Source organism: Nocardia sp. NPDC004123 (assembly GCF_053603795.1).
In genome coordinates, this window is record NZ_JBSGGG010000018.1 from 103,328 (window position 1) to 125,110 (window position 21,783).

Consider the following 21,783-nt stretch of genomic DNA (forward strand, 5'->3'; position numbering starts at 1 on the left):
CCGGCGGAGCCGCCCGCGCCTGCCCGGTAGGCTCGATTCGGCAGTGCCGGAAGCGAGCAGGAGGCGGGTCATCGAGGAGCGGGCAGTCGCGGCGACGGAGTCGGCGCGCATACTCGGCAGGATTCTGCCCAACGGGGTCGCCACAGCCGAACTGACGGCGTACCCGGAGGACCTGAAACCGCACCCCGGCGAGGAGCACCTGATTGCCCGCGCGGTCGAGAAGCGGCGCCGGGACTTCATCGGCGCGCGCTACTGCGCCCGGCTGGCGTTGGCCCAGCTGGGGGAGCCCGCCGTCGCCATCGGCAAGGGCGGCACCGGCGAACCGGTGTTCCCGCGCGGCATCATCGGCAGCCTCACCCACTGCGACGGCTACCGGGCCGCCGCGCTCGGCCACAAACTGCGCTTCCGGTCCATCGGCATCGATGCCGAACCGCACGGTCAGCTACCGGACGGCGTCCTGGACTCGGTGAGCCTGGCGCCCGAGCGGCAGTGGCTGCGGACCGTGCTGCCCGGCACCGATCTGCATCTGGACCGGCTGCTGTTCTGCGCCAAGGAGGCCACCTACAAGGCGTGGTTCCCGCTCACCGACCGGTGGCTGGGCTTCGAGGACGCGCACATCACCTTCACCGTGGACGAGGAGTCCGCGGGCGGCGGCGCGGGCACCTTCCACACCGAGCTGCTCGTCCCCGGCTCGGTCACCGACGGCGGCAGTCCGCTGACCTCCTTCGACGGCCGCTGGCTGATCAGCGACGGCCTCATCCTGACCGCGATCGTGGAGGCCTGATGGGCGCGGTGCAGGCCAAGCGCGAGAAGCTGCCGCCGCTGGTCGACGCCTTCGGCGGCCTGCTGATCGTCGACAAGGACGGCGGCTGGACCAGCCACGACGTGGTCGCCAAGAGCCGAAGGCTGTTGCGCACCAAGAAGGTCGGCCACGCCGGCACCCTCGACCCGATGGCCACCGGGGTGCTGGTGCTGGGTGTGGAACGGGCCACCAAACTGCTGGGGCAGCTGATCCTGACCACCAAGGCGTACACCGCCACCATCCGGCTCGGGCAGTCCACGGTGACCGACGACGCCGAGGGCGAGGTCACCGCGACCACCGCGGCCGGGCATCTCACCGACGCCGAGATCGCCTCGCACATCGCCGCATTGACCGGCGACATCCAGCAGGTGCCCGCCACCGTCAGCGCCATCAAGGTCAACGGCGAACGCGCCTACGCGCGCGCCCGCGCCGGTGAGGACGTGGAGCTGGCCGCGCGCCCCGTCACCGTCAGCCGCTTCGACGTCCTCGCCCGCCGCGATATCGACACCGGCACAACCCGATTCGTCGATCTCGACGTCGAGGTAGAGTGCTCCTCCGGCACCTACATCCGGGCCCTGGCCCGCGACCTCGGTGAAAAGCTCGGCGTCGGCGGCCATCTCACCGCACTGCGCCGCACCCGCGTCGGCCCCTTCACCCTCGAGCACGCCCGCACCCTGGACCAGCTGGCCGCGGCCGCCGAGGCGGGCGAACCGCTGTTGAGCCTGGACATCGACACGGCCGTGCGCACCGCCTTCCCGGTCCGCGACATCACCGCCGCCCAGGCCGAAGACCTGCGCAACGGCCGCTGGCTGGACCCGATCGGCCTGCCCGGCGTCTACGCCGCCGTCGATCCCGAGGGGCACGCCATCGCGCTGCTCCAGGAATCGGGCAAACGCGCCTCCTCGGTCATGGTGGTCCGCCCCGCGAATCTCTGAGGCGGCCCGGTCTGCCGGCGTGGCACGACCGATCTCTTCTGGCATGGCGCTGACCGATCTCTTCTGGCATGGCGCTGCCCAATCGCCGACATCGCGCTGCCCAATCCCTCACGCCGCGTGGGCGACCGGGCGCACCATGGAGAGGGTCGCCCGGCCGCGCAGAGGAGGCGAAGATGCCCACCGACCTCTCCCTCGAATCCATGAAGCAGTTCGTCGCCGACCACTTCGAGGAGTTCGTGAACCGGCGCAATGCCGCTGTCATCCATCGCAATATGACCCCCGACTTCGTCGACCACGACGGTCCCGGCGGCCGCCCCACCGACCTGACCGGCGACGAGAAGATGATGCTCGGCATGTACGAGGCCATGCCCGACCTGCACGTCAGGGTGGTGGAGATGCTCGCAGAGGGCGACCGGGTGATGTGCCGCAACATCTGGCGCTGGACCGACCGCGCCACCGGGCAGCCGCTCAGCTTCCAGGGCTTCGTACTGTGGCGCTTCCAGGGCCGCCGCATCGCCGAACGCTGGGCCACCGTCACCTCCCCCGCCCCGAGCCCGGGCTGGGCGTAGCGCCCCCGAATTGCGAGGCGATTCCGGTGCCCGGCGGGTTGTTCGCGCGGCCGCGTGGCCGCCTACTCTTCAAGGGTGGAATTGCGGCAGTTGCGGTACTTCGTGGCGGTGGCGGAGGAGTTGCATTTCCGGCGCGCGGCGGAGCGGTTGTTCATCTCCACTCCGACGTTGAGCCAGCAGATCCGGGCCATCGAACGTGAGGTCGGCGGACCGTTGCTGATCCGCGGCAGTCACGGCGTGGAGCTGACGGCCGCGGGTGAGGTGCTGTTGAAGACGGCCCGGAATGTGCTGGAGGCGGCCGAGACCGCGCTGCGCGAGACCCGCGCGGTCGCCCAGCCCGGCAATGCGGTGTTCCGCCTCGGCATCGTGAACGGCGCCCCCGCCTGGCTGCCGGGGCGGCTCGAGGCGCTGCTCAAGGCCCGCCAGCCGGGGGTGCGCATCGCGCTGTCCACCGGTACCAGCGGCGACCAGGCGCGGTTGCTGGATCGGGAGGAGGTCGACCTGGCCGTGCTGCGCATGCCGGTCCGGCTGGCCGATCACCTCACCTGCACCCCCATCGCCGACGAGGAGCTCGGCATCGTCATGTCCCGCGAACACCCGCTCGCGGCAGCGGTTTCGGTGGAACCGGCGCACCTCGGCGACCACGAGCTCATCATGTTCGCCCGCGACGCCGCCCCCGAGGTCCACGACTCGGTGCTGTCGCAATTGCGCGAGCGGGGCGCGACCGTCGTCCTCAGCGACAGCGCCATGAGCCACGCCCAGATGCTGCAGCTGCTCCCGCTCCGCCCCGGGGCCATCGGCGTCGGCTCCGCCCGCACCGCGACGGTCCCCGGCCTGGTCTGGCGGCCCCTGCAACCCCGCCCACTGGTCATCACCTACGCCGCCGCCTGGCGCACCAGCACCCGAAACCCCCTGCTGCACACCATGGCCGACGCCCTCGCCGGCGGCCTCCGCCTCGGTTCCAGCTGACCGCCCAGGCCTCGACTTCGAGAAACGGCCACCGCGCCGGAGGAGGCCGCGTTCGCCGACCCGGACCAGCGGGCGCCGGCGGCCATGCTCGCGGCATGCCCGCGCTGACGGACGCGGGCGGCCTGCGGTGTTAGCCCCGGCCTCACGGCTGTTCGATCGCGCGTCGTGGACGCGGGGTGTGCGCCGCCGGTTTGCTAGATGGCATGACAGACAACGGATTCGGAACACAGGTCGGACGGGCGGTCGTGGTGGGCGGCGGCTCCGGTATGGGCCAGGCGATCGCCGACGCCCTGCTGGCGGCGGGCAACGAGGTGATCATCGTCGGCCGGTCGGAGCAGCGGCTGGCCGACGCGGTGCGGGAGCTCGGGAATGGGAAGGTGAGTGCCGTCGTCGCGGATGTCGCTGACGAGGAACAGGTTTCGCGGTTGTTCGAGACCGTCGGGACCGTCGATCATGTGATCACCACCGCCGCCGATCTGGCCGGGGCGTACGGACCCGTCGCCACCTTCGATTTCGAGCACGGGCGCGGCTTTCTCGAGACCAAGCTGATCGGGTCGATGCTGCTGGCCAAGCACGCGCGGTTGACGGAGAACGGCTCGCTCACCTTCATCTCCGGAATCGCCGCCTACCGCCCGGCGGTGGGCGGGGCCATGGTGGCGGCGGTGAATGCCGCGCTGGAGGGGTTGACGCGGGCGCTGGCGGTGGAGCTGAGCCCGATTCGGGTGAACGCGGTGTCGCCCGGCTGGGTGCTGACCGATATCTGGGAGTCGATGCCCTGGGAGGACAAGCAGGAACGGCTGGCGGCCATGGCGGAGAAGCTGCCAGCCAGGCGGTTGGGGCGACCGGACGACATTGCGGCCGCCGTGCTTTCGGTCATCGGCAACGGTTTCGTCACCGGCACCGTGCTGCACGTGGACGGCGGGCACCGCCTCGTCTGATCTCGGCGCCGGTGGTTCTCCGGATGCTGCCCGATTGCCGACGCGCCGATTCGAGTAGCCGAGTACTCATGCCCTTCGGGTCGGACCGGCTCACCCTGGAGAGGGGCGAAACGGGCCCATCCATTACCGGCCTCGGGGGTGAGGGGGCTGTGGCTTCTCGCGGCCTCCGAATTTCTTCTCCGGCTGGGTCATTCGATGATCCCGCAATTTCGACCCCGCTGGAAACCGCCCGAAGAGGAGACCACCGCAATGAGCACATCACGCGACAACGAGAACTACGTGGTCGGATCCGGCCCGGCCGACATGGCCGGAGTCGAGGCCGGCGAAGAATACTGGACCCCTGAACGCCGAGCCGCGGCCATCCCGGTTCCGCTGCCGCGGGAGCGTAAGGCCGCACGGCCCCGGCAGTCGATCGCACCGCAGCCATCCGGAAAAGCCGGACATACTGCGGCGGGTCACAATGGAACCGCACGCGCGCACCGAGATTCGGGCCGTGGCGGCACCAGCGACGCCGACCCGGTACTGAACCCGCTCGCCTACCCGTACACCACCTGCGGCAAGCTGTTCTTCACCCAGGACAACAGCAACTTCGCCGGATCGGCGGCGTTCGTCGCGCCGAACGTCCTGCTCACCGCCGGCCACTGCGTCTTCGGCAATGGCAACTGGTCCACCAATCTGGCGTTCTTCCCGTCCTATCCCAGTCGCGCCACCTCGGACCCGGCCTACAGCTTCAACTACAACTCGGCCGCGGCCTGGACGGCGTGGACTCAGAACGGGGACCGCGCCTTCGACTACGGAATGATCTGGTTCGACAGCGCCCCGGGAAATCAGGTGGGCTGGCTGGGGCTGTTGTGGAACGCCGCCACCGCGGGCCGGGTCTGGGACGCGGTCGGCTACCCAGCGACACCCAGCCCGCCGTTCGACGGCAACAAGATGGATGAGGCCCTGGGCACGGTGCAATCCAGTTCGACCACCGGCACCATCGGGCTGAGCAACGACAATATGGAGCACGGCAGCAGCGGCGGACCGTGGATCACCGACTTCAACGGTTCGGCGCGCCAATATGCGAACGGGCTGCAGAGTTTTCACATCAACGACGGCGACACCGTGGAATACGGGCCGTACTTCACCCAGGACGTCAAGGGCCTGCTCGACTGGATCTCCGATCCGGCGAACCGCAGCCTCGTGCGCGCCTGAGAACCAAGGGGGAGACATCATGAGAAGGCATTCGCTCGCCTGCATTCTGCCGCCCGACCTGCTGGTCTCGCTGGCGAGGGAGGCGACCCACGAGCAGCGGTTGGCGGTCTTGACGGCCTTGGACCGGGACAGTTCGTTCCGGCAAGCTCGTGCCGAGGTCGCCGCCCGGCTCGTCGCGCCCGTCCGGCTCGCGCTCGCCGCCGCCGGCGGCACCCCGCACCGCTGGATCTACGACCAGCGGCACTCGGAGAGCCCGGGTCCGGGCACACTGGTGCGGCACGAGGGCGACCCGCCGTCCGGGGACGCCTCCGCCGACGCGGCGTGGGACGGCTTCGGCGCCACCTACTCGCTGTATTGGGATGTGTTTCAACGAGATTCGATCGACGGCCAGGGTATGCCGATCGCCGGGCTGGTGCATTACGGCACCGCCTTCGACAACGCGTTCTGGGACGGTCAGGGGCACATGTTCTTCGGCGACGGTGACGGCCAGATCCTGACCGACACCACCCGGGGAATCGACGTGATCGGCCACGAGCTGACCCATGGCGTCACCCAGCACGAAGCGAACCTGATCTACTCGGGCGAGTCGGGTGCGCTGAACGAATCGATCTCCGACGTGTTCGGGTCGCTGGTCAAGCAGTACCACCTGGGCCAGAACGCCGCACAGGCGGACTGGCTCATCGGCGCCGATATCGTGGGGCCGTTGCTGACACCGGCGCTGCGCTCGATGGAAGCACCGGGCACCGCCAACAAGCACGACAATCAGCCGGCGGACATGGCCCACTTCGTGCAGACCACATCGGACAACGGGGGTGTCCACATCAACTCCGGAATCCCCAACCGCGCGTTCGCCGTCACCGCCCTCACGATCGGCGGACCGGCATGGCAGGCGCCGGGCACGATCTGGTACGAAACCCTCAACGACCCGAGGCTCAAGCCCAACAGCACCTTCACCGGCTTCGCGACCCTCACGCTGAAGAACGCGCGCACCCGCTTCGGTGCCACGAGTACCGAAGCGGACGCGGTGCGGGCCGGCTGGGACGCGGTGAAGGTTCCGGTGCAGTGATCGCATCGGGACTACGCTCGTTCGTATGTCGCCGATACGCATCGCCTATCGACGGTCGGGTGGGCTGGCCGGTCTGGACTTGACCGCCGAGGTCGATGCCGCCGACCTGCCGCCCGGCGATGCCACGATCGCGGCGGGGCTGCTCACCGGCGACCCCGCCGGATCGGCCGGGACCGGTGTTCCCGATGGGTTCAGCTACGAACTCACCGTCAGCGACGGAACCCGGACTCGGACGTATCGATGGAGTCAGCCGTACGTGCCCGCCGAGGTCTCCTCGCTGCTCGCGGCCCTCACCTCCCGGGCGACTCCGGCCGCGCCCGCCTGACCGCGACAGAGTTGTCGGGCCGCCCGTTCAGTGCGCTTCGCTGAGCCAGATCGCTTCGGCCGCAATGCTTCCCAGGTCGATCGTGCGGTCGTCGACCTGCACCGCGATGGTGCCCGCGAAATCGCGCCGCTCCACCACGGCGATGGGTGTGTCCAGCGCGATGCCGAGCGAATCGAAGTAGCGCAGCATGGCCGGATCGGAGTCGGAAATCCGTGCCACCCGGCCGGATTCGCCGGCGCCGAAATCACTGAGCTGGCGGGCCGGGGGAGTGGGCACCGCGCCGTCCACCGAGGGAATCGGATCACCGTGCGGATCCCGGTCGGGGTGGCCGAGCTTGGCGTCGATGCGATCCATGAGCGTCTCCGAGACGGCGTGCTCGAGCACCTCGGCCTCGTCGTGCACCTCGTCCCAGCCGTAGCCGAGTTCATTGACCAGGAAGGTCTCGATGAGCCGGTGCCGGCGCACCATGGCGATCGCGGCGCGGCGGCCGTCCTCGGTGAGCGTGATGGCCCCGTAGCGGGCGTGTTCGACCAGCCCCTGGTCGGCGAGCTTGCGGACGGCCTCGGACACCGTGGAGGCGGAGACGCCGATCTTCTCGGCGAGCAGCTTGGTCGACACCTTCTCCTGCGACCACTCCTGCGCCGTCCAGATCACTTTCAGGTAGTCCTGGGCGACCGAGGACAGCACCGGGGCGACGGTCGCGGTCTTGCTGTGGGGTTCGGAAGGTGCGGACGGATCGGCCAGCTCGCGGCGGGTGGCGATGTCTCGTTTTCCGGGCACGTACCCGAGCTTAGGCACACCTCGCGCGGTTTCACACATCGGCGCGCTCGCTGGTAGGGAGCACGGTTCGGCGGGCGGGTCCGCTATCGCGCGACATGGATCGGCACACAGTGGACCGCGTTTGCCCCGTACCCCAACCGATTCCATGCGGGCTGGTCGGGCTGGGTGTGGCCGGCCGCATCCGTCGCCCGCACCCGCACGGTCGTCGTTCCGGGGGCATCGACAGCGGTGACGAGATCCCATTCGCGCCAGCTGTCCGGCAGTTGCTTCCCCCGCAATCGAGCCTGCTGCCAGCTCCCGCCGCCGATCGAGACCTCGACGCCGGTGATCGGGGCGAGCCCGGACCAGGCGACACCCTGGATGGTGAGCGGTCCGGGGCGCACAACGGCGTTCGGCGCAGGAACCGTGATCACGGACCGTACTTCTTGCAGGCGCACCGGCTCGGTGACGACCTGCCCGCCGCGCTCCCACTCGTAGCAGTACTTTTCGGTCTGGAAGAACCCGGCGAACCGATGGTCGAGGACCTCGATGTCGGTGAGCCACTTCACCGATGCCACCCCGTACCAGCCCGGAACGACCAGCCGGAGCGGACGGCCGTGGAGGGCCGACAGCGGCTCACCGTTCATGGCGTAGGCGAGCAACGCCCCGCTGTGCCGGGCATCGGTCAGGTCGAGGCTGCGCTCGAAGCGGACCGTTCCCGAATGCCGGTCGACCGGCCCGCTGTCCGCACCGCGGAACACCACCTCGCAGGCTCCGGGCGCGGGACCCGCCTGCGCGAGCACGTCGAGCAGGGGCACTCCGGTCCATGCCGCGGTGCCGACCGCGCCGAGTCCCCACTGCTCTCCCGGCGTCGGTGGATCCAGGGCCGATCGGCCGTTGCCGGCGCACTCGAGGGTGACAATCCGCGTCTGCGACGGCATTCGGCGCAGGTCCGGCAGAGTCCACGTCGACGGATGTGTGACATGCCCGGCGACCCGAAGCCGCCAGTCGGCCGGGTCGAGATCCGGAATCCGGAAATGATTCCGCTGGTAGAACCGCACGTTCGGAGTGACGCCGCCCCCCAGCTCGGAAACCGGCGTCTCGGCGTTGAGCGGGTCGCGGCACATCACGACCAGGCCCGCCGCCACGGCTTGTCGGTGGGCCGACCGAGGGCTGATCCAGGGTATGACCGGGCCGGTAGTCCAGGTCATCGAGGCACACTCCTGACCTTTGGTTTCACTTCCCGCAGGCCCTAACCTACCGGCGCCGGAACGATCCGGATGTCGAAATCGCGGCCTTCGAACATCGATGACCGACGGCGTTGCCCGCGATCACGCCGCGGCGGCGGGGGCCAAGTGCCTGGCCGGGTCGAACGATTCGAACGCGGCTTTCGCGACGACGAACACGCCGCGTTGCGGCAGCCAGAAATCGCCGAGCTGCTGCTGCTGTGGCAGCGGAGCGGGCGCGCCGAGATCGGCCCCGCGCAACCGCGCCCGGCTGGCGGAGACGAGCCACATCAGCATCGGTCCGGCCGCGAAGTGCTGCCCGTTCGGGGTAGTTCCGCTCATGCGGATATGCCCGACCTGCAGCATCGGGCCCACGCTTTTGGCCATGATCCGGTGACAACGGTCGCTGCGCCATACCGCGGCCGGGGTGTGGCGTCCCACGGCACTCAGCAGGCGGGTACGGCCGGTGGCCTCCAGGTCGATCCGCCACTCGAGAATGCCGGGAATCCGGACCTCCAAGGAGTACGGGCCGATCCACTCGATATCGATCGGGGTGCGGACCGTGGTGGCCGAGCCGCCGTCGGAGAAGTACCGGGCACAGCTGAATTCCGGCGCCACGTCGGAGTAGAAGGTCCATTCGCCGGCCGGGTTCCGGTGCCACACAGCGCGATAGCCCGAACCGATCGACGTGGCGGCGAAATGCCGCAGCGCCAGGTAGTCCCCGGTTTCGAATGGCATACCCATCACGCCGTAACCGGCGAGCCGTTCGTCTGTGCCAGGCCAGAGCGCCGGTCGGTCGAGCGTCGCCTGCGCCGCGGCTCTGGGGTTCTTGATGGTCGTCATGCAACGATCGTCGTCGGGACGGCCCGGGTGGTCATGAGGCATTCGCCCCTTTTTCCGGTTCACAGTGACACCGGGCTGACCATGCCGTGCTGCGTCGCGAACAAGCTCGCCCCGACCCGGTTCGTGACACCGATCTTGCTGTAGATGTGTTCGACGTGATTGCGGACCGTCTTCTCCGAAACGCCGAGGGCCTTCGCGATCTCCCGATTCGATCGACCCCAGGCCACGTTGATCAGTACCTCGGTCTCCCTGGGGGTCAGACCGGACGGGCGTGCGGGTCGCCGGGACCGCCGGTGTCCCGCGGCTTCCAGCACCGTCTCGACCGCGGTCGGTTCGAGTTGCCCGGCAGCTGCGTCGCGGCGCAGCCGGCGAGCAGCCTGATCGGGGTCGAGGGCCACCCGATACGGTCGCGGTTCCCGCGAGCTGTGGTATTCCACCGCGGCTGCGAGCAGCCGGTCGTTCACGGAGAGCGCACCGCCGGTGAGACCGTTCGGGTACCCCGAGCCATCCAGGTGCTCATGATGCCGTTCCGCGACGGTCCGGACCGCCTCGAGACCGCCCACGCGTCTCAAGATCCGGCCGGTCAGGTAGGGGTGCATCTGCGCGCGTTCCCATTCGGAGGCGGTGAGCGATCCCGGTTTCTCCCAGATGTGGTTGGAGACGCCGATGCGGCCCAGATCATGGACATACCCTGCCCGGCGCATCAGGTCCGCATCCGCCGGGCCCAGTCCGGCGCAGCTCGCCGCGGCATGCGCCAGGTCGGCCACCCCACGCGAATGACCAAGGGTGAAAGGACATTTCAGGTCGACGAAGTCGCCGAGCGCCTGCAACAGCGTATCGAGTTCGGCGCCGGTGACGATCCGATCCGGATCGGGCAGTGCGGCCGCGGCCGCCGACCACGCGTCGTCCGGCAGGCCGAGCAGGTCCCGTGCCGAGCCGGCGAGGACGGACACCAGTTGCGGGTCGAGCTGTCCGCCGCTTCGGCCGCGGGCCACCGTGATCGCCGCGTCGACGCCGTCGGCGCGATGGGGCACCTCGACGACATCGGCGAGCTGGACGACCCGCATCACGATCGGGATGTCGGTGCCCGCAACTCCGTTCGGCAGTCCACGCCCGTCCCACCGTTCGAAGGCGAAACGCAGCGCGGCGGCGACCTCCTCGCCCAGGCCGAACTGCTCGGCCAGCAGTGATGCGGAAGCGCAGTGTGACCGCACGAGTTTGCCGAGGTTGCCCCTGGCGTCCTTGATCAGCGTCGCGCCGATCTGCGCCCGCTTGCCCAACGGCAACCCGCGTCCGACATTGCGGAGCAGGAAACGGAGATACGGCAATCCCGACCAATCCACCGCGAAGCTGTCGTGGCGAACCGTGATGTCGTCGCCGAACCAGTGCGCGTACTCGTGCGAATCGGCATGGCATCCGATCCACATCAGCAGCGAGGTATGAAAGACGGCCGACCGCTCCTCCTCGGTCAGGCGCAGCAGATCGGCAAGCCGGGTCCCGATGACCGCGGACCGCAGCATGTGCTCCATCGGCTGGCCCAAGCCCAGATCGATCGCAATCGAAAGTGCCGCCAGGACCTCTCTTCTGGAAACAAACGGCGCCACGATCGTCTCCTGTCGTCGCGCCTACTCACGCTACGCCGACGCTGTTTCGGAGACGACGCTCCGCCCCCGCTGGTAGTACTCCCGAAAATGGGACAAATTCCTCATGTTCGACGGTCGCGGCGCGACTCTACTTGGTGCTGAAAGGGCTTGATCACTTGGTGCTGAAGGGCTTATCGGAGCGGCCTCCACCGAGGAGACGGAGAGGAGTCTCGATGACTTGCATCCATACCGGCCGCGGTGCCACCGATCTGACCCGGTTCGCCGGCGACGTGGACGCCCTGGTCCACGGCAACAGCGACGAACACCGGCTGACAACTCTGGTAGCCGACCGGCTTCGGGCGCTGTTGGCTTCGGATGTCACCCTTCCACCCGAATTCACGCAGCCGCATGCGGACCACTATGTGGTGTACCCGCTCCATGTCGCGACCGATGGATCGTTCAGCATCGTGTCGGCGGTGTGGGATGTCGGTCAGACCACGCCCGTCCACGGACACGAGACCTGGGGAGTGGTCGGGATCTACTCCGGTGTCGAACACGAGACCCGCTATGTCAAACCCGCAGCCCCGGACATCCCGCTCGTGGCGACCGTGGAGCACGACTGGCATCGCGGTCAGGTGACGATCTGCTGCACCATCGACGACGACGTCCACCGAGTCAACTGCGGGAGCGAGACCCCTTGCGTCGGTATCCATGTCTATGGAGCCGACGTCGGAAGGCTTCCACGCCGATGGTACGAACCCGATACCGGCCGCCAGCACTGGTTCATCTCCGGGTGGGCCACGCCGGCGGGCGGTCCGGAGTGGTGAACGCAGGGTGACGGACATGCTTCCGGCCGTGAAGATCCGCACCGCCGAATATTGTCTGTGACGCGCTTTGCGTAGGCTTCCCGTGTGCAGAGATGGCGAAGTCTCGAGGAGATGCCCGCGGACTGGGGCCGGTGTGTCCTCACCATCGGGGTGTTCGACGGCGTGCATCGCGGTCACGCCCAGCTCATCAGCCGTGCGGTGAAATCCGCTGCGGTGCGGGGCGTTCCGTCGGTGCTCATGACGTTCGACCCGCACCCGGTCGACGTGGTGCGGCCCGGTGCGCATCCGGCGCAGCTGTCCACCCTGGACCGGCGCGCGGAACTGGTCGAGGAACTCGGCATCGACGTGTTCGTGGTGATGCCCTTCACCCGCGACTTCATGAAGCTCACCCCCGAGGAGTACGTCGAGGAACTGCTCGTGGACCGGCTGCACGTGGCCGAGGTCGTGGTGGGCGACAACTTCACCTTCGGCAAGCAGGCCGCCGGCACCGTCGACACCATGCGCGAGCTCGGCAGCCGCTACGGCTTCGACGTCGACGGCGTGCAGCTGCTCGGCGAGCACGCCGTCACCTTCTCCTCCACCTACATTCGCGGCTGCCTGGCCGAGGGCAATGTGGGCGCGGCCGCCGAGGCGCTGGGCCGCCCGCATCGCGTCGAGGGCGTGGTCGTGCACGGCGACGGCCGCGGCAAGGGCCTGGGTTTCCCGACCGCCAATGTGGCCCCGACCATGCACGCGGCCATCCCCGCCGACGGGGTGTACGCGGGCTGGTTCACCGTCCTCGAACCCGGCGACCCGCTGGCCGGCGAGCGCCACATGGCCGCCATCTCGGTCGGCACCAACCCGACCTTCGACGGCCGCAACCGCACCGTCGAGCCCCATATCCTCGACTTCGACGCCGACCTCTACGGCAAGCACGTGGCCGTGGACTTCGTCGAGCAGCTGCGCGGCATGCGGAAGTTCGGGTCCATCGAGGAGCTGGTCGAGGCCATCGGCAAGGACGTCGACCAGGCCCGCAAGGTACTCGACGACGAGACCGGCGAATAGGGCTCCCCGGGGCCGATTTCCGCTACCACGGGCGCTCCGGTAAGCTCTTCCGTCGGGTTTGCTGTGGTCCGCGGCGGCGCCCAACCGGATTCGTCCGGTCCCTCGAGCGCGGACTGAAACAAGGAGTATCTGTGGCTCTCACCACTGAGCAGAAGTCGGCGATCCTCGCCGAGTACGGCGTGCACGAGAAGGACACCGGTTCCCCGGAGGCGCAGATCGCGCTGCTGTCCAAGCGGATCGCCGACATCACCGAGCACCTCAAGAAGCACAAGCACGACCACCACACCCGCCACGGCCTGATGGCGCTGATCGGTCGTCGCAAGCGGCTCTCGAAGTACCTGCAGGACAAGGACATCGAGCGTTACCGTTCGCTGATCGAGCGTCTCGGCCTGCGTCGCTGACCCAAGCCGCGGACCCTCGGCGCGGCGAGGTGACACACCTCGTCGGCAGAGGTAGTTGACGAACCGGCCAACGAGGAGGCATAGAATCTCCTCGTTGGCCTTTCGTATATGTGGCCGTGTATCCCCACGAGGGGGAGGATCGGCCGGGTATACGCCAACACGAGCCGTATGCACCCGTCGCGTGGCGTCGGTCTTCGGTAGTGGCTTTTCGGGGCGCGAAGTGAGATGAACCATGCGCGCCCGGAGGGCTTCGATCGATGACCGCCTCCGCGTCGCCGTATCCAAGGGGATAGGGCCGGGTGTGCGCGCTGTGGCCAGGAGGGCTGCCGCGCGCCCATGCCGGGTACGGCTCATGAGCCGGGTCGCACGTGATCGATGCGTGCTGGACCCGGCGAAGACGAGAGGTTGAGATAACAAAGATGTCCGACACCCAGACCAGTTCCGCCGCCGAGGTCGAGCCCGGCGTTTTCGAGTCCGTCGCCCTGATCGACAACGGCAGCTACGGCACTCGCACCCTTCGTTTCGAGACCGGCCGCCTGGCCAAGCAGGCCGCCGGTTCCGTCGTCGCCTACCTCGACGACGAGACCATGCTGCTGTCGGCCACCACGGCCTCCAAGCAGCCCAAGGACCAGTTCGACTTCTTCCCGCTGACGGTGGATGTCGAAGAGCGCATGTACGCCGCGGGCCGTATCCCCGGCTCGTTCTTCCGGCGTGAGGGCCGCCCCTCGACCGACGCCATCCTGACCTGCCGCCTGATCGACCGGCCGCTGCGTCCGTCCTTCGTCGACGGCCTGCGCAACGAGATCCAGGTCGTCGTCACCGTCATGTCGCTGGATCCGAAGGATCTGTACGACGTGGTCGCGATCAACGCCGCCTCGGCGTCCACCCAGATCGCGGGCCTGCCGTTCTCCGGCCCGGTCGGCGGCGTGCGCGTCGCGCTGATCGAGGGCCAGTGGGTCGCCTTCCCGACCGTGGAGCAGCTCGAGGGCGCCGTGTTCGACATGGTCGTCGCGGGCCGCGTGGTCGACGGTGACGTCGCGATCATGATGGTCGAGGCCGAGGCCACCGACAACGTGCTCGCGCTGATCGCCGACGGCGCCTCCGCACCGACGGAAACCGTTGTGGCCGAGGGCCTCGAGGCCGCCAAGCCCTTCATCGCCCGCCTGTGCAAGGCGCAGTCGGACCTGGCCGCCCTGGCGGCCAAGCCGACCGAAGAGTTCCCGATCTTCCTGCCGTACCAGCCCGACGCCTACGAGGCCGTCGAGGGCACCGCCAAGCGCGAGCTGAACGAGGCGCTGTCCATCGCGGGCAAGCAGGAGCGCGAGGAGAAGATCGACGAGATCAAGCTCTCCGTGCTCTCCGAGCTGGCCGAGTCCTTCGAGGGCCGCGAGAAGGAACTGGGCGCTGCCTTCCGCTCGGTCACCAAGAAGCTTGTGCGCCAGCGCATCCTGACCGACAGCTTCCGCATCGACGGCCGCGGCCTGGCCGACATCCGCGCGCTGTCCGCCGAGGTCGCCGTGGTACCGCGCGCCCACGGTTCGGCGCTGTTCGAGCGTGGCGAGACCCAGATCCTGGGTGTCACCACCCTGGACATGGTGAAGATGGCGCAGCAGGTCGACTCGCTCGGCCCGGAGACCTCCAAGCGCTACATGCACCACTACAACTTCCCGCCGTTCTCCACCGGTGAGACCGGTCGCGTGGGCTCGCCCAAGCGCCGCGAGATCGGCCACGGCGCGCTCGCCGAGCGCGCGCTGGTGCCGGTGCTGCCGTCGCAGGAGGAGTTCCCCTACGCCATCCGTCAGGTGTCGGAGGCGCTGGGCTCCAACGGTTCCACCTCGATGGGTTCGGTCTGCGCCTCGACCCTGTCGCTGCTGAACGCCGGTGTGCCGCTGAAGGCTCCGGTCGCCGGTATCGCCATGGGCCTGGTGTCGGACACCGTGAAGAACGACAAGGGTGAGGACGAGGTCCGCTACGTGGCCCTCACCGACATCCTGGGCGCCGAGGATGCCTTCGGCGACATGGACTTCAAGGTCGCCGGCACTCGTGAGTTCGTCACCGCCCTGCAGCTGGACACCAAGCTCGACGGCATCCCGTCGAAGGTGCTGGCCGGTGCGCTGAACCAGGCCAAGGACGCACGCCACACCATCCTGGACGTGATGGCCGAGGCCATCGCCACCCCGGACGAGATGAGCCCCTACGCTCCGCGCGTCACCGCCATCAAGATCCCGGTGGACAAGATCGGCGAGGTGATCGGACCCAAGGGCAAGGTCATCAACCAGATCACCGAGGACACCGGCGCCAACATCTCCATCGAGGACGACGGCACCGTGTTCGTCGGCGCGACCGACGGCCCGTCGGCCCAGGCTGCGATCGACGCGATCAACGCCATCGCCAACCCGCAGCTGCCGAAGGTCGGCGAGCGCTTCCTGGGCACGGTCGTCAAGACCACTGCCTTCGGCGCGTTCGTCTCGCTGCTGCCGGGCCGCGACGGTCTGGTCCACATCTCGAAGCTGGGCAACGGCAAGCGCGTCGCCAAGGTCGAGGACGTGGTCAACGTGGGTGACAAGATCCGCGTGGAGATCGCCGACATCGACAACCGCGGCAAGATCTCGCTGGTGCCGATCGACGAGGATTCGGACAACTCCGAAGCCTCTGCTGCGGCCGACGCGAACGCAGAGTAATTATTTCTCTGTGACGAAGAAGCAGTCCGCGGTGCGCGCGGGTTCCGCGCGCGCCGCGACAGACACGGCCCCCTTGCTCCGGAATCTGGAGCAGGGGGGCTCTTCACTGGTGGTTGCCCAGAATCGAGCGCCCGCAACGGATATCGGCGTGCGCCGCACCGTACTGCCCGGCGGTCTACGGGTGGTCACCGAGCATGTGCCGGGCGTGCGCTCGGCCTCGATCGGCGTGTGGGTCGGGGTCGGCTCACGCGACGAGGGCCCGACCGTGGCCGGCGCCGCGCACTTCCTCGAGCATCTGCTGTTCAAGGCCACGCCCTCGCGCTCGGCGCTGGATATCGCGCAGGCCATGGACGCGGTCGGCGGTGAGCTGAACGCCTTCACCGCCAAGGAGCAGACCTGCTACTACGCGCACGTGCTGGACGAGGATCTGCCGCTGGCGGTGGACCTGGTCACCGACGTGGTGATGAACGGGCTGTGCCGCGCCGAGGACGTGTCGGTGGAACGGCAGGTCGTGCTGGAGGAGATCTCCATGCGCGACGACGATCCCGAGGACATCGTCGGCGACACCTTCCTCACCGCGCTGTTCGGTGATCATCCGATCGGCCGCCCGGTGATCGGCAGTGTCGAGACCATCGAGGCCATGCAGGCCCAGCAGCTGCGCTCGTTCCACCAGCGCCGCTACCGGCCCGACCGCATGGTGGTGGCGGTGGCCGGCAATATCGAGCACGAGCACACCGTCGAACTGGTCTACCGCGCCTTCGGGAATCAGCTCGAATCCGGGCTGGAACCCGCTCCGCGGCGCGAGGGCCGGTTCCGGCCGCGCGGCAATCCGGAGCTGCTGCGCATCCAGCGCGACAGCGAACAGGCGCATCTGGTGTTCGGCACCCGCGCCTTCGGCCGGCACGAGGGTGAGAAGCGCTGGCCGCTGTCGGTGCTCAACACGGTGCTGGGCGGCGGGCTGAGTTCGCGGCTGTTCCAGCGCATTCGGGAGGAGCGCGGCCTGGCGTACTCGGTGTACTCCAGCGTCGACACCTTCGCCGACACCGGCGCGTTCTCGGTCTACCTCGGCTGCCAGCCCGAAAACCTGGGCCGCGTCGCGAGTTTGGCGCGCGGGGTGCTCGAGGAGGTGGCCGCCGACGGCATCACCGACGCCGAATGCGCCCGCGCCAAGGGTTCGTTACGGGGCGGTCTGGTGCTGGGGCTGGAGGATTCCGGTTCGCGCATGAACCGGATCGGCCGCTCGGAACTCAGCTACGGCAACCACCGCAGCGTGTCCGAAACCCTCGCTCGCATAGACGAAGTCACCACGGATGAGGTCTCCCGGATCGCGGCCGCCCTGCTCGCCCGCCCCTTCGGCGTCGCGGTGGCCGGACCCTACCGCCGCACCCGTGACCTGCCCGCCGCCGTGCGTCATCTCGTGGACTGAGATCGCTACTCGGCAGTAGTCCCGCCTCGCCGGTGAGGTATGCCCGTTTGTGGCTATGATCACCTCGCCGGAATGGGAGGGGTTGTGCTTTCTCCAGGTGAGAACTTCGCCGGGTACGTGATCGAGCGAGAGCTGGGGCGCGGCGGCATGGGGGCCGTGTACCTGGCCCGGCATCCGCGGCTGCCCCGGTGGATCGCGCTGAAGGTGCTGAACTCGGAGTACCACGGCGACACCGCGACTCACACCCGCTTCGAACGCGAGGCCGACCTCGCCGCGCGGCTCAATCACCCCGGCGTGGTCACGGTGTACGACCGGGGTGTCGAGCACGGGCGGCTGTGGATCGCCATGCAGTACGTCGACGGCACCGAGGCCGAGGCGGTGACCGATATGTCGCCCGAGCGGGCGGTGGAGATCGTCACCGCCACCGCCGCCGCCCTCGACTACGCGCACCGGGTGGGCGTGCTGCACCGAGATGTGAAGCCCGCCAATATCCTGCTGGCCCGCGAGACCCGGGAACAGCAGGCGGGGGTGCTGCTCACCGACTTCGGGATCGCGCGGCTGCAGGAGGACACCGGACGCCTCACCGGGTCCGGCTCGGTGATGGCGACGCTGGCCTACGCCGCTCCGGAGCAGCTGCAGAATCACCCGGTCGACCACCGGTCGGACCAATACTCTTTGGCCTGCACGCTGTTTCGGCTGCTGACCGGGGTGCCGTTGTTCCCGGCCGCCGATCTCGGGGCCATCGTCAAGTCGCACCTGTACGACAGGCCGCCGTCGGTCGCGAGCCTGCGCCCCGGGCTGCCCACGGCGCTGGATCCGGTGCTGGCGCGGGCGCTGGCGAAGAATCCGGAAGAGCGATACCCGTCGTGTTCGGAATTCGCGGCGGCGGCGCAGCGGGCGCTGGCGGCCGGGGTCGCGGCGGGCCCCGGGCAAGCCCCCACGCGGGCGCGGGGCCCGGAAACCCCTGCCCGCCGGGCGAATTCACCGGCCGTCCGCCGGGGGAATCCGAACGCGGTTCGATCGGCGCCGGTCGCGCGCCGGGCGGCGCCGGCGGAGACCTCGGGGCAGCGGCGGGTGCCACAGTCCTCGGTCGCATTGCGCTCGGGACGGCTGGTCGGCATCCCGGACCTGTTCGAGCCGCCCACCGGCCGGCATCTGAAAGCGCCACCGGCGGAGGCGACTTCGCCGCGGTCGATGCGCCGCTGGCCGGTCGGGGTGCGGACGGTGGTGCTGCTCGGCACCTGCCTGACGGCCGCGCTGGGGCTGGCGGTCTTCCTGTTCACGCCGTTGGGCAAGTCGGAGAAGCCGAAGGAGCCCGTCGCCGAGATCGGCGAGATCAGTGCGCAATTCCCGGGACTGGTTCCCCGGACGCCCGAGCTCGGTGCGGGTTTTCGCGCCGCGAGTTGCCGGGTGGTGGATCACGACACCAAGGATTTCCTGCCGCCGTGGGCCTTCGAAGGGTGGTCGGCGGCCTGGGACTGCCAGTACTCGGCCGACCACGACGTCCGCGAGTACGTCCTGTTCGCCTACGGTTCGGGCGCGGCGGCCCGCGCGGTGGCGAATCGAATCCGCCCGGCGGGCAGCACCTTCGAGAACCTCTCCTTCAAGGAGTACTGCGGCGCAAAGCAATACACCAATCTGCGCTTCGATTCCGTTCCGGACGTGCCTTCCACCGCCTTTGCCACCACCTTCTTCGACGATCCCGCGCGGGAGAAGTTCCTGCTGTACACCCGGGGCAATCCGGCCACCCCGAGCGGCGTGGTCGACTGGTGGAAGTCCCTGCCGCTCACCCGATCCTGATCGAGGCGATCGTCATCACCGTCGAGGCCTGCCACTGGAACTGCGTCAAATACATCCGCCCCCGCTTCACCAAGGAACGCCTCGACGAGGCCATCGCCCTGGAACGCCGCTACGCCGCCGCCGAGCAATAGCGGCTGACCGCGGAGATCGAAGATCTGCGCCGCGAAAACGAGTCGCTGCGTGCGCAATCGGCCGCCGCCCGGGTCACCGCGGGATGATGTGGTGCGGGCGAGATCGTTCTGCTGGTCAGTGGTGACCCGGCCAGGCGGCGTCCTGATCGGCCCGGAATGCCGCGAGATCAGCTGTCGGCGCGGCGCCTGACGCGGCCACGAACTGTTCTCGGGTCACGAATCGCTCGCCCGCGCCGGCCGGGGTGTCCGCGCCGGCCGGAGTGTCATCGCGTTCACGATTCGCGGCCGCCAGTACCGCGGCGAGCAGGCCGGGGAGGGCGGTGTCCAGGTCGGCGGAGCGCAGGCGCAGGTGGGTGTTGCCGTCGATGGTGACGCGGGCGGTGACGCCGGCCTCGCGCAGGATCTTGAAGTGGTGGGCGGCGGTCGATTTGCTGACGCCGTCGTAGGTCAGGCTGCAGCGCAGCGGGGTGCCGGCACTGGCCAGGCGCCGGACGATCTCCAGGCGTATCGGGTCCTGTAGTGCGCCGAGCACCGCGGGCAGCGGGGCCACCGCGGGCAGCGCTTCGGTGTCGGGCATGAGCTACCTCACTCGGATATCTAGTTTGATAATCGTCGAACCCCGCGTAGGGTTTGGTTCGATCATAATCAAACTTACCTGATGGAGGGTTCGATGGCATCGGCAACGGTGGTTACGACTCGAGCCGAACAGGGCAGCCAGACCTGGGCCTATGCGCTCGTCCTCGCGGCCAGCGGTGTGGCACTGGGCGTTTCGGGCGCACCGGCCCCGCTGTACGGGATCTATCAGCAGAGCTGGCATTTCTCCCCGCTCACCACGACCTTCGTCTTCGCCGCCTACGCGGTCGCGGCGCTGGGCGCGGTACTGGTCTCGGGGCGGATCTCGGACGTGGTGGGCCGCAAGCCGGTCCTGCTGGGTGCGTTCGCGCTCATGATCGTGGGCCTGGTGGTATTCCTGCTCGCCGACAATGTGGCCATGCTGCTGCTGGCCCGGGCGGTGCACGGGGCCGCGGTCGGCGCGACCGTGGTGGCGGGCGCGGCGGCACTGCTGGATCTGCGGCCGCAGCAGGGCGCGCGGTCCGGGCAGCTGTCCGGGGTGGCCTTCAATGTCGGTATGGCCGTGGCGATTCTGGGTTCGGCGGTGCTGGCCCAGTACGCGCCGCATCCGCTGCGCACGCCGTATGTGGTGATCACACTGGTGTGCGTGCTCATCGCGGCGGGTGTGCTGGCGCTGCGGGAGCCGCACGGGGCGCGGCAGAAGCAGCGCATCACCATTGCCAAACCGGCTGTGCCGCAGGAGATCCGCGGTGACTTCTGGTTCTCGGCGCTGGGCGTGATGGCGGCCTGGTCGGTGCTGGGCGTGCTGCTGTCGCTGTATCCGTCGCTGGCCTCGGCCAAGACGGGCATCCACAATCTGGTCTTCGGCGGCGCGGTGGTGGCTTCGACAGCGACCGCGGGTGCGATCGCGCAGGCCATCGCGGGCGGGATTCCGGCCCGGCGCGCGGCCATCGCCGGCGATATCGGCATGGCGATCGCGCTGGTGATCACGATTCCGGCGCTGAACACCCACAACTGGGTGCTGGTGCTGCTGGCCGGATTCGCCCTCGGCGGCACCTTCGGGCTCGGCTTCGGCGGATCGCTGCGGCACCTGTCCAACGTTGTCCCGCAGCACAAGCGGGGCGAGACCATGTCCGCCTACTACCTGCTGGCCTACTCGGCCATGGCGGTGCCGACCGTGGTGGCGGGCTGGGCGGCCACCACCTGGGGGCTGAGCACGGTGTTCCCGTGGTTCGTGGTCGTGGTGGCGCTGGCGTGCCTGGGTGCCGCCGGTATCGGGCTGCGCCGCAATGCCGTTGCCTCGGAGGTGGAGGAGCCCGTGGAGGCAGCGACGGCCGCCTGATTTCCCGAATGGCCGTGCCTGCGTCCGCCCGGTGACACTGTGTCGCCGGGCGGACGCCGTATTCGGCACCAGGCGGATACGGCGCTGCTGCCGGTCGGAGGTGGTACTGCCGGTCGGAGGTGGTGCTGTCGGTCGGAGGTGGTGCTGTCGGTCGGAGGTGGTGCTGTCGGTCGGAGGTGGTGCTGTCGGTCGGAGGTGGTGCTGCCGGTCGGCGGCGGTGCTGCGCCGCATCGACTCTGTGCTGCTGCCGCGCAGGCACACCACATTCTCGGTGAAACGGTTTGGCGTGTTGCGATTTTCGGGTGCGCGAAGTCGCGGTGGAATTGTCGCATCCGATGCGTGACCG

Annotated in this window: 21 protein-coding genes; 16 read left to right on the forward strand and 5 right to left on the reverse strand. The window is 68.9% G+C overall.

All coding sequences use genetic code 11. The features are described from left to right. Positions 1-109: 109 nt before the first annotated feature. The 8 genes from npt to ACWEQQ_RS26350 all read left to right on the forward strand — a co-directional run bounded on the left by npt (position 110) and on the right by ACWEQQ_RS26350 (position 6,801). On the forward strand, positions 110-784 hold the full coding sequence (gene npt, locus ACWEQQ_RS26315) for a 4'-phosphopantetheinyl transferase Npt (protein ID WP_452350173.1): 675 nt from the start codon (positions 110-112) through the stop codon (positions 782-784). After that, positions 784-1,737: a tRNA pseudouridine(55) synthase TruB gene (gene truB / locus ACWEQQ_RS26320; RefSeq protein ID WP_452350089.1), complete on the forward strand. Its 954-nt coding sequence runs from the start codon at positions 784-786 to the stop codon at positions 1,735-1,737. The genes npt and truB overlap by 1 nt, the downstream gene beginning before the upstream one ends. Before the next feature lie 173 nt (positions 1,738-1,910). Beyond that, a complete protein-coding gene (locus ACWEQQ_RS26325; RefSeq protein ID WP_452350090.1) occupies positions 1,911-2,306 on the forward strand; it encodes an ester cyclase in 396 nt (131 codons plus the stop codon). Between the two features lie 75 nt (positions 2,307-2,381). Further along, positions 2,382-3,275, forward strand: a complete 894-nt coding sequence (locus tag ACWEQQ_RS26330; protein ID WP_452350091.1) for a LysR substrate-binding domain-containing protein — start codon at positions 2,382-2,384, stop codon at positions 3,273-3,275. A 203-nt stretch (positions 3,276-3,478) separates the two neighbouring features. After that, entirely contained in the window at positions 3,479-4,213 is a 735-nt protein-coding gene (locus tag ACWEQQ_RS26335) for an SDR family oxidoreductase (RefSeq protein ID WP_452350092.1), read from the forward strand. Between the two features lie 249 nt (positions 4,214-4,462). After that, positions 4,463-5,410 carry a trypsin-like serine peptidase gene (locus tag ACWEQQ_RS26340; protein ID WP_452345385.1) on the forward strand — a complete coding sequence of 316 codons (948 nt, stop codon included), beginning with the start codon at positions 4,463-4,465 and terminating at the stop codon, positions 5,408-5,410. A 19-nt stretch (positions 5,411-5,429) separates the two neighbouring features. Further along, positions 5,430-6,476, forward strand: a complete 1,047-nt coding sequence (locus ACWEQQ_RS26345) for a M4 family metallopeptidase (protein WP_452345384.1) — start codon at positions 5,430-5,432, stop codon at positions 6,474-6,476. A gap of 25 nt (positions 6,477-6,501) precedes the next feature. After that, positions 6,502-6,801 (forward strand): protealysin inhibitor emfourin, encoded by a 300-nt coding sequence (locus tag ACWEQQ_RS26350; protein WP_379398379.1) that lies wholly within the window; start codon positions 6,502-6,504, stop codon positions 6,799-6,801. Positions 6,802-6,828: 27 nt separating this feature from the next. On the opposite strand, the gene ACWEQQ_RS26355 is transcribed toward ACWEQQ_RS26350, so the two are convergent. From ACWEQQ_RS26355 to ACWEQQ_RS26370, 4 genes are all read right to left on the reverse strand, one after another. After that, on the reverse strand, positions 6,829-7,581 hold the full coding sequence (locus ACWEQQ_RS26355; protein WP_452345383.1) for a metal-dependent transcriptional regulator: 753 nt from the start codon (positions 7,579-7,581) through the stop codon (positions 6,829-6,831). An 83-nt stretch (positions 7,582-7,664) separates the two neighbouring features. Next, positions 7,665-8,771: a sulfite oxidase gene (locus tag ACWEQQ_RS26360; protein ID WP_452350093.1), complete on the reverse strand. Its 1,107-nt coding sequence runs from the start codon at positions 8,769-8,771 to the stop codon at positions 7,665-7,667. A 120-nt stretch (positions 8,772-8,891) separates the two neighbouring features. Continuing rightward, positions 8,892-9,629, reverse strand: coding sequence for a hypothetical protein (locus ACWEQQ_RS26365; protein WP_452350094.1), 738 nt, complete (start codon positions 9,627-9,629; stop codon positions 8,892-8,894). Between the two features lie 59 nt (positions 9,630-9,688). Next, complete coding sequence (locus tag ACWEQQ_RS26370; protein ID WP_452350095.1) at positions 9,689-11,233, reverse strand: HD domain-containing phosphohydrolase; 1,545 nt, start codon at positions 11,231-11,233, stop codon at positions 9,689-9,691. A 212-nt stretch (positions 11,234-11,445) separates the two neighbouring features. Between ACWEQQ_RS26370 and ACWEQQ_RS26375 the strand changes: the two genes are divergently transcribed. From ACWEQQ_RS26375 to ACWEQQ_RS26405, 7 genes are all read left to right on the forward strand, one after another. After that, the gene (locus tag ACWEQQ_RS26375) at positions 11,446-12,039 is read left to right on the forward strand and encodes a hypothetical protein (RefSeq protein WP_452350096.1); all 594 of its coding nucleotides are present in this window, start codon (positions 11,446-11,448) and stop codon (positions 12,037-12,039) included. Between the two features lie 84 nt (positions 12,040-12,123). Further along, positions 12,124-13,083 carry a bifunctional riboflavin kinase/FAD synthetase gene (locus ACWEQQ_RS26380; protein ID WP_364614723.1) on the forward strand — a complete coding sequence of 320 codons (960 nt, stop codon included), beginning with the start codon at positions 12,124-12,126 and terminating at the stop codon, positions 13,081-13,083. A 131-nt stretch (positions 13,084-13,214) separates the two neighbouring features. Then, a complete protein-coding gene (gene rpsO, locus ACWEQQ_RS26385) occupies positions 13,215-13,484 on the forward strand; it encodes a 30S ribosomal protein S15 (protein WP_040859570.1) in 270 nt (89 codons plus the stop codon). Between the two features lie 419 nt (positions 13,485-13,903). Next, positions 13,904-16,165: a polyribonucleotide nucleotidyltransferase gene (locus tag ACWEQQ_RS26390; RefSeq protein WP_452345378.1), complete on the forward strand. Its 2,262-nt coding sequence runs from the start codon at positions 13,904-13,906 to the stop codon at positions 16,163-16,165. Between the two features lie 85 nt (positions 16,166-16,250). Next, complete coding sequence (locus ACWEQQ_RS26395) at positions 16,251-17,591, forward strand: M16 family metallopeptidase (protein WP_452350174.1); 1,341 nt, start codon at positions 16,251-16,253, stop codon at positions 17,589-17,591. Positions 17,592-17,675: 84 nt separating this feature from the next. Beyond that, positions 17,676-19,391, forward strand: a complete 1,716-nt coding sequence (locus ACWEQQ_RS26400) for a protein kinase domain-containing protein (RefSeq protein WP_452350097.1) — start codon at positions 17,676-17,678, stop codon at positions 19,389-19,391. After that, entirely contained in the window at positions 19,361-19,522 is a 162-nt protein-coding gene (locus ACWEQQ_RS26405) for a hypothetical protein (protein ID WP_452350098.1), read from the forward strand. Before ACWEQQ_RS26400 ends, ACWEQQ_RS26405 begins: the two co-directional genes overlap by 31 nt. 115 nt (positions 19,523-19,637) lie before the next feature. On the opposite strand, the gene ACWEQQ_RS26410 is transcribed toward ACWEQQ_RS26405, so the two are convergent. Further along, a complete protein-coding gene (locus ACWEQQ_RS26410) occupies positions 19,638-20,099 on the reverse strand; it encodes an ArsR/SmtB family transcription factor (protein WP_452346301.1) in 462 nt (153 codons plus the stop codon). A 93-nt stretch (positions 20,100-20,192) separates the two neighbouring features. Between ACWEQQ_RS26410 and ACWEQQ_RS26415 the strand changes: the two genes are divergently transcribed. After that, positions 20,193-21,437 (forward strand): MFS transporter, encoded by a 1,245-nt coding sequence (locus tag ACWEQQ_RS26415; RefSeq protein ID WP_452350099.1) that lies wholly within the window; start codon positions 20,193-20,195, stop codon positions 21,435-21,437. Positions 21,438-21,783: the final 346 nt, after the last annotated feature.

What these genes read in the sequence shown, in the direction of transcription:
- truB (WP_452350089.1), top strand. Translation starts at nt 784, where the DNA reads ATGGGCGCGGTGCAGGCCAAGCGCGAGAAGCTGCCGCCGCTGGTCGAC.
- ACWEQQ_RS26325 (WP_452350090.1), top strand. Translation starts at nt 1,911, where the DNA reads ATGCCCACCGACCTCTCCCTCGAATCCATGAAGCAGTTCGTCGCCGAC.
- ACWEQQ_RS26335 (WP_452350092.1), top strand. Translation starts at nt 3,479, where the DNA reads ATGACAGACAACGGATTCGGAACACAGGTCGGACGGGCGGTCGTGGTG.
- ACWEQQ_RS26340 (WP_452345385.1), top strand. Translation starts at nt 4,463, where the DNA reads ATGAGCACATCACGCGACAACGAGAACTACGTGGTCGGATCCGGCCCG.
- ACWEQQ_RS26345 (WP_452345384.1), top strand. Translation starts at nt 5,430, where the DNA reads ATGAGAAGGCATTCGCTCGCCTGCATTCTGCCGCCCGACCTGCTGGTC.
- ACWEQQ_RS26350 (WP_379398379.1), top strand. Translation starts at nt 6,502, where the DNA reads ATGTCGCCGATACGCATCGCCTATCGACGGTCGGGTGGGCTGGCCGGT.
- ACWEQQ_RS26360 (WP_452350093.1), bottom strand. Translation starts at nt 8,771, where the DNA reads ATGACCTGGACTACCGGCCCGGTCATACCCTGGATCAGCCCTCGGTCG.
- ACWEQQ_RS26365 (WP_452350094.1), bottom strand. Translation starts at nt 9,629, where the DNA reads ATGACGACCATCAAGAACCCCAGAGCCGCGGCGCAGGCGACGCTCGAC.
- ACWEQQ_RS26375 (WP_452350096.1), top strand. Translation starts at nt 11,446, where the DNA reads ATGACTTGCATCCATACCGGCCGCGGTGCCACCGATCTGACCCGGTTC.
- ACWEQQ_RS26390 (WP_452345378.1), top strand. Translation starts at nt 13,904, where the DNA reads ATGTCCGACACCCAGACCAGTTCCGCCGCCGAGGTCGAGCCCGGCGTT.
- ACWEQQ_RS26410 (WP_452346301.1), bottom strand. Translation starts at nt 20,099, where the DNA reads ATGCCCGACACCGAAGCGCTGCCCGCGGTGGCCCCGCTGCCCGCGGTG.
- ACWEQQ_RS26415 (WP_452350099.1), top strand. Translation starts at nt 20,193, where the DNA reads ATGGCATCGGCAACGGTGGTTACGACTCGAGCCGAACAGGGCAGCCAG.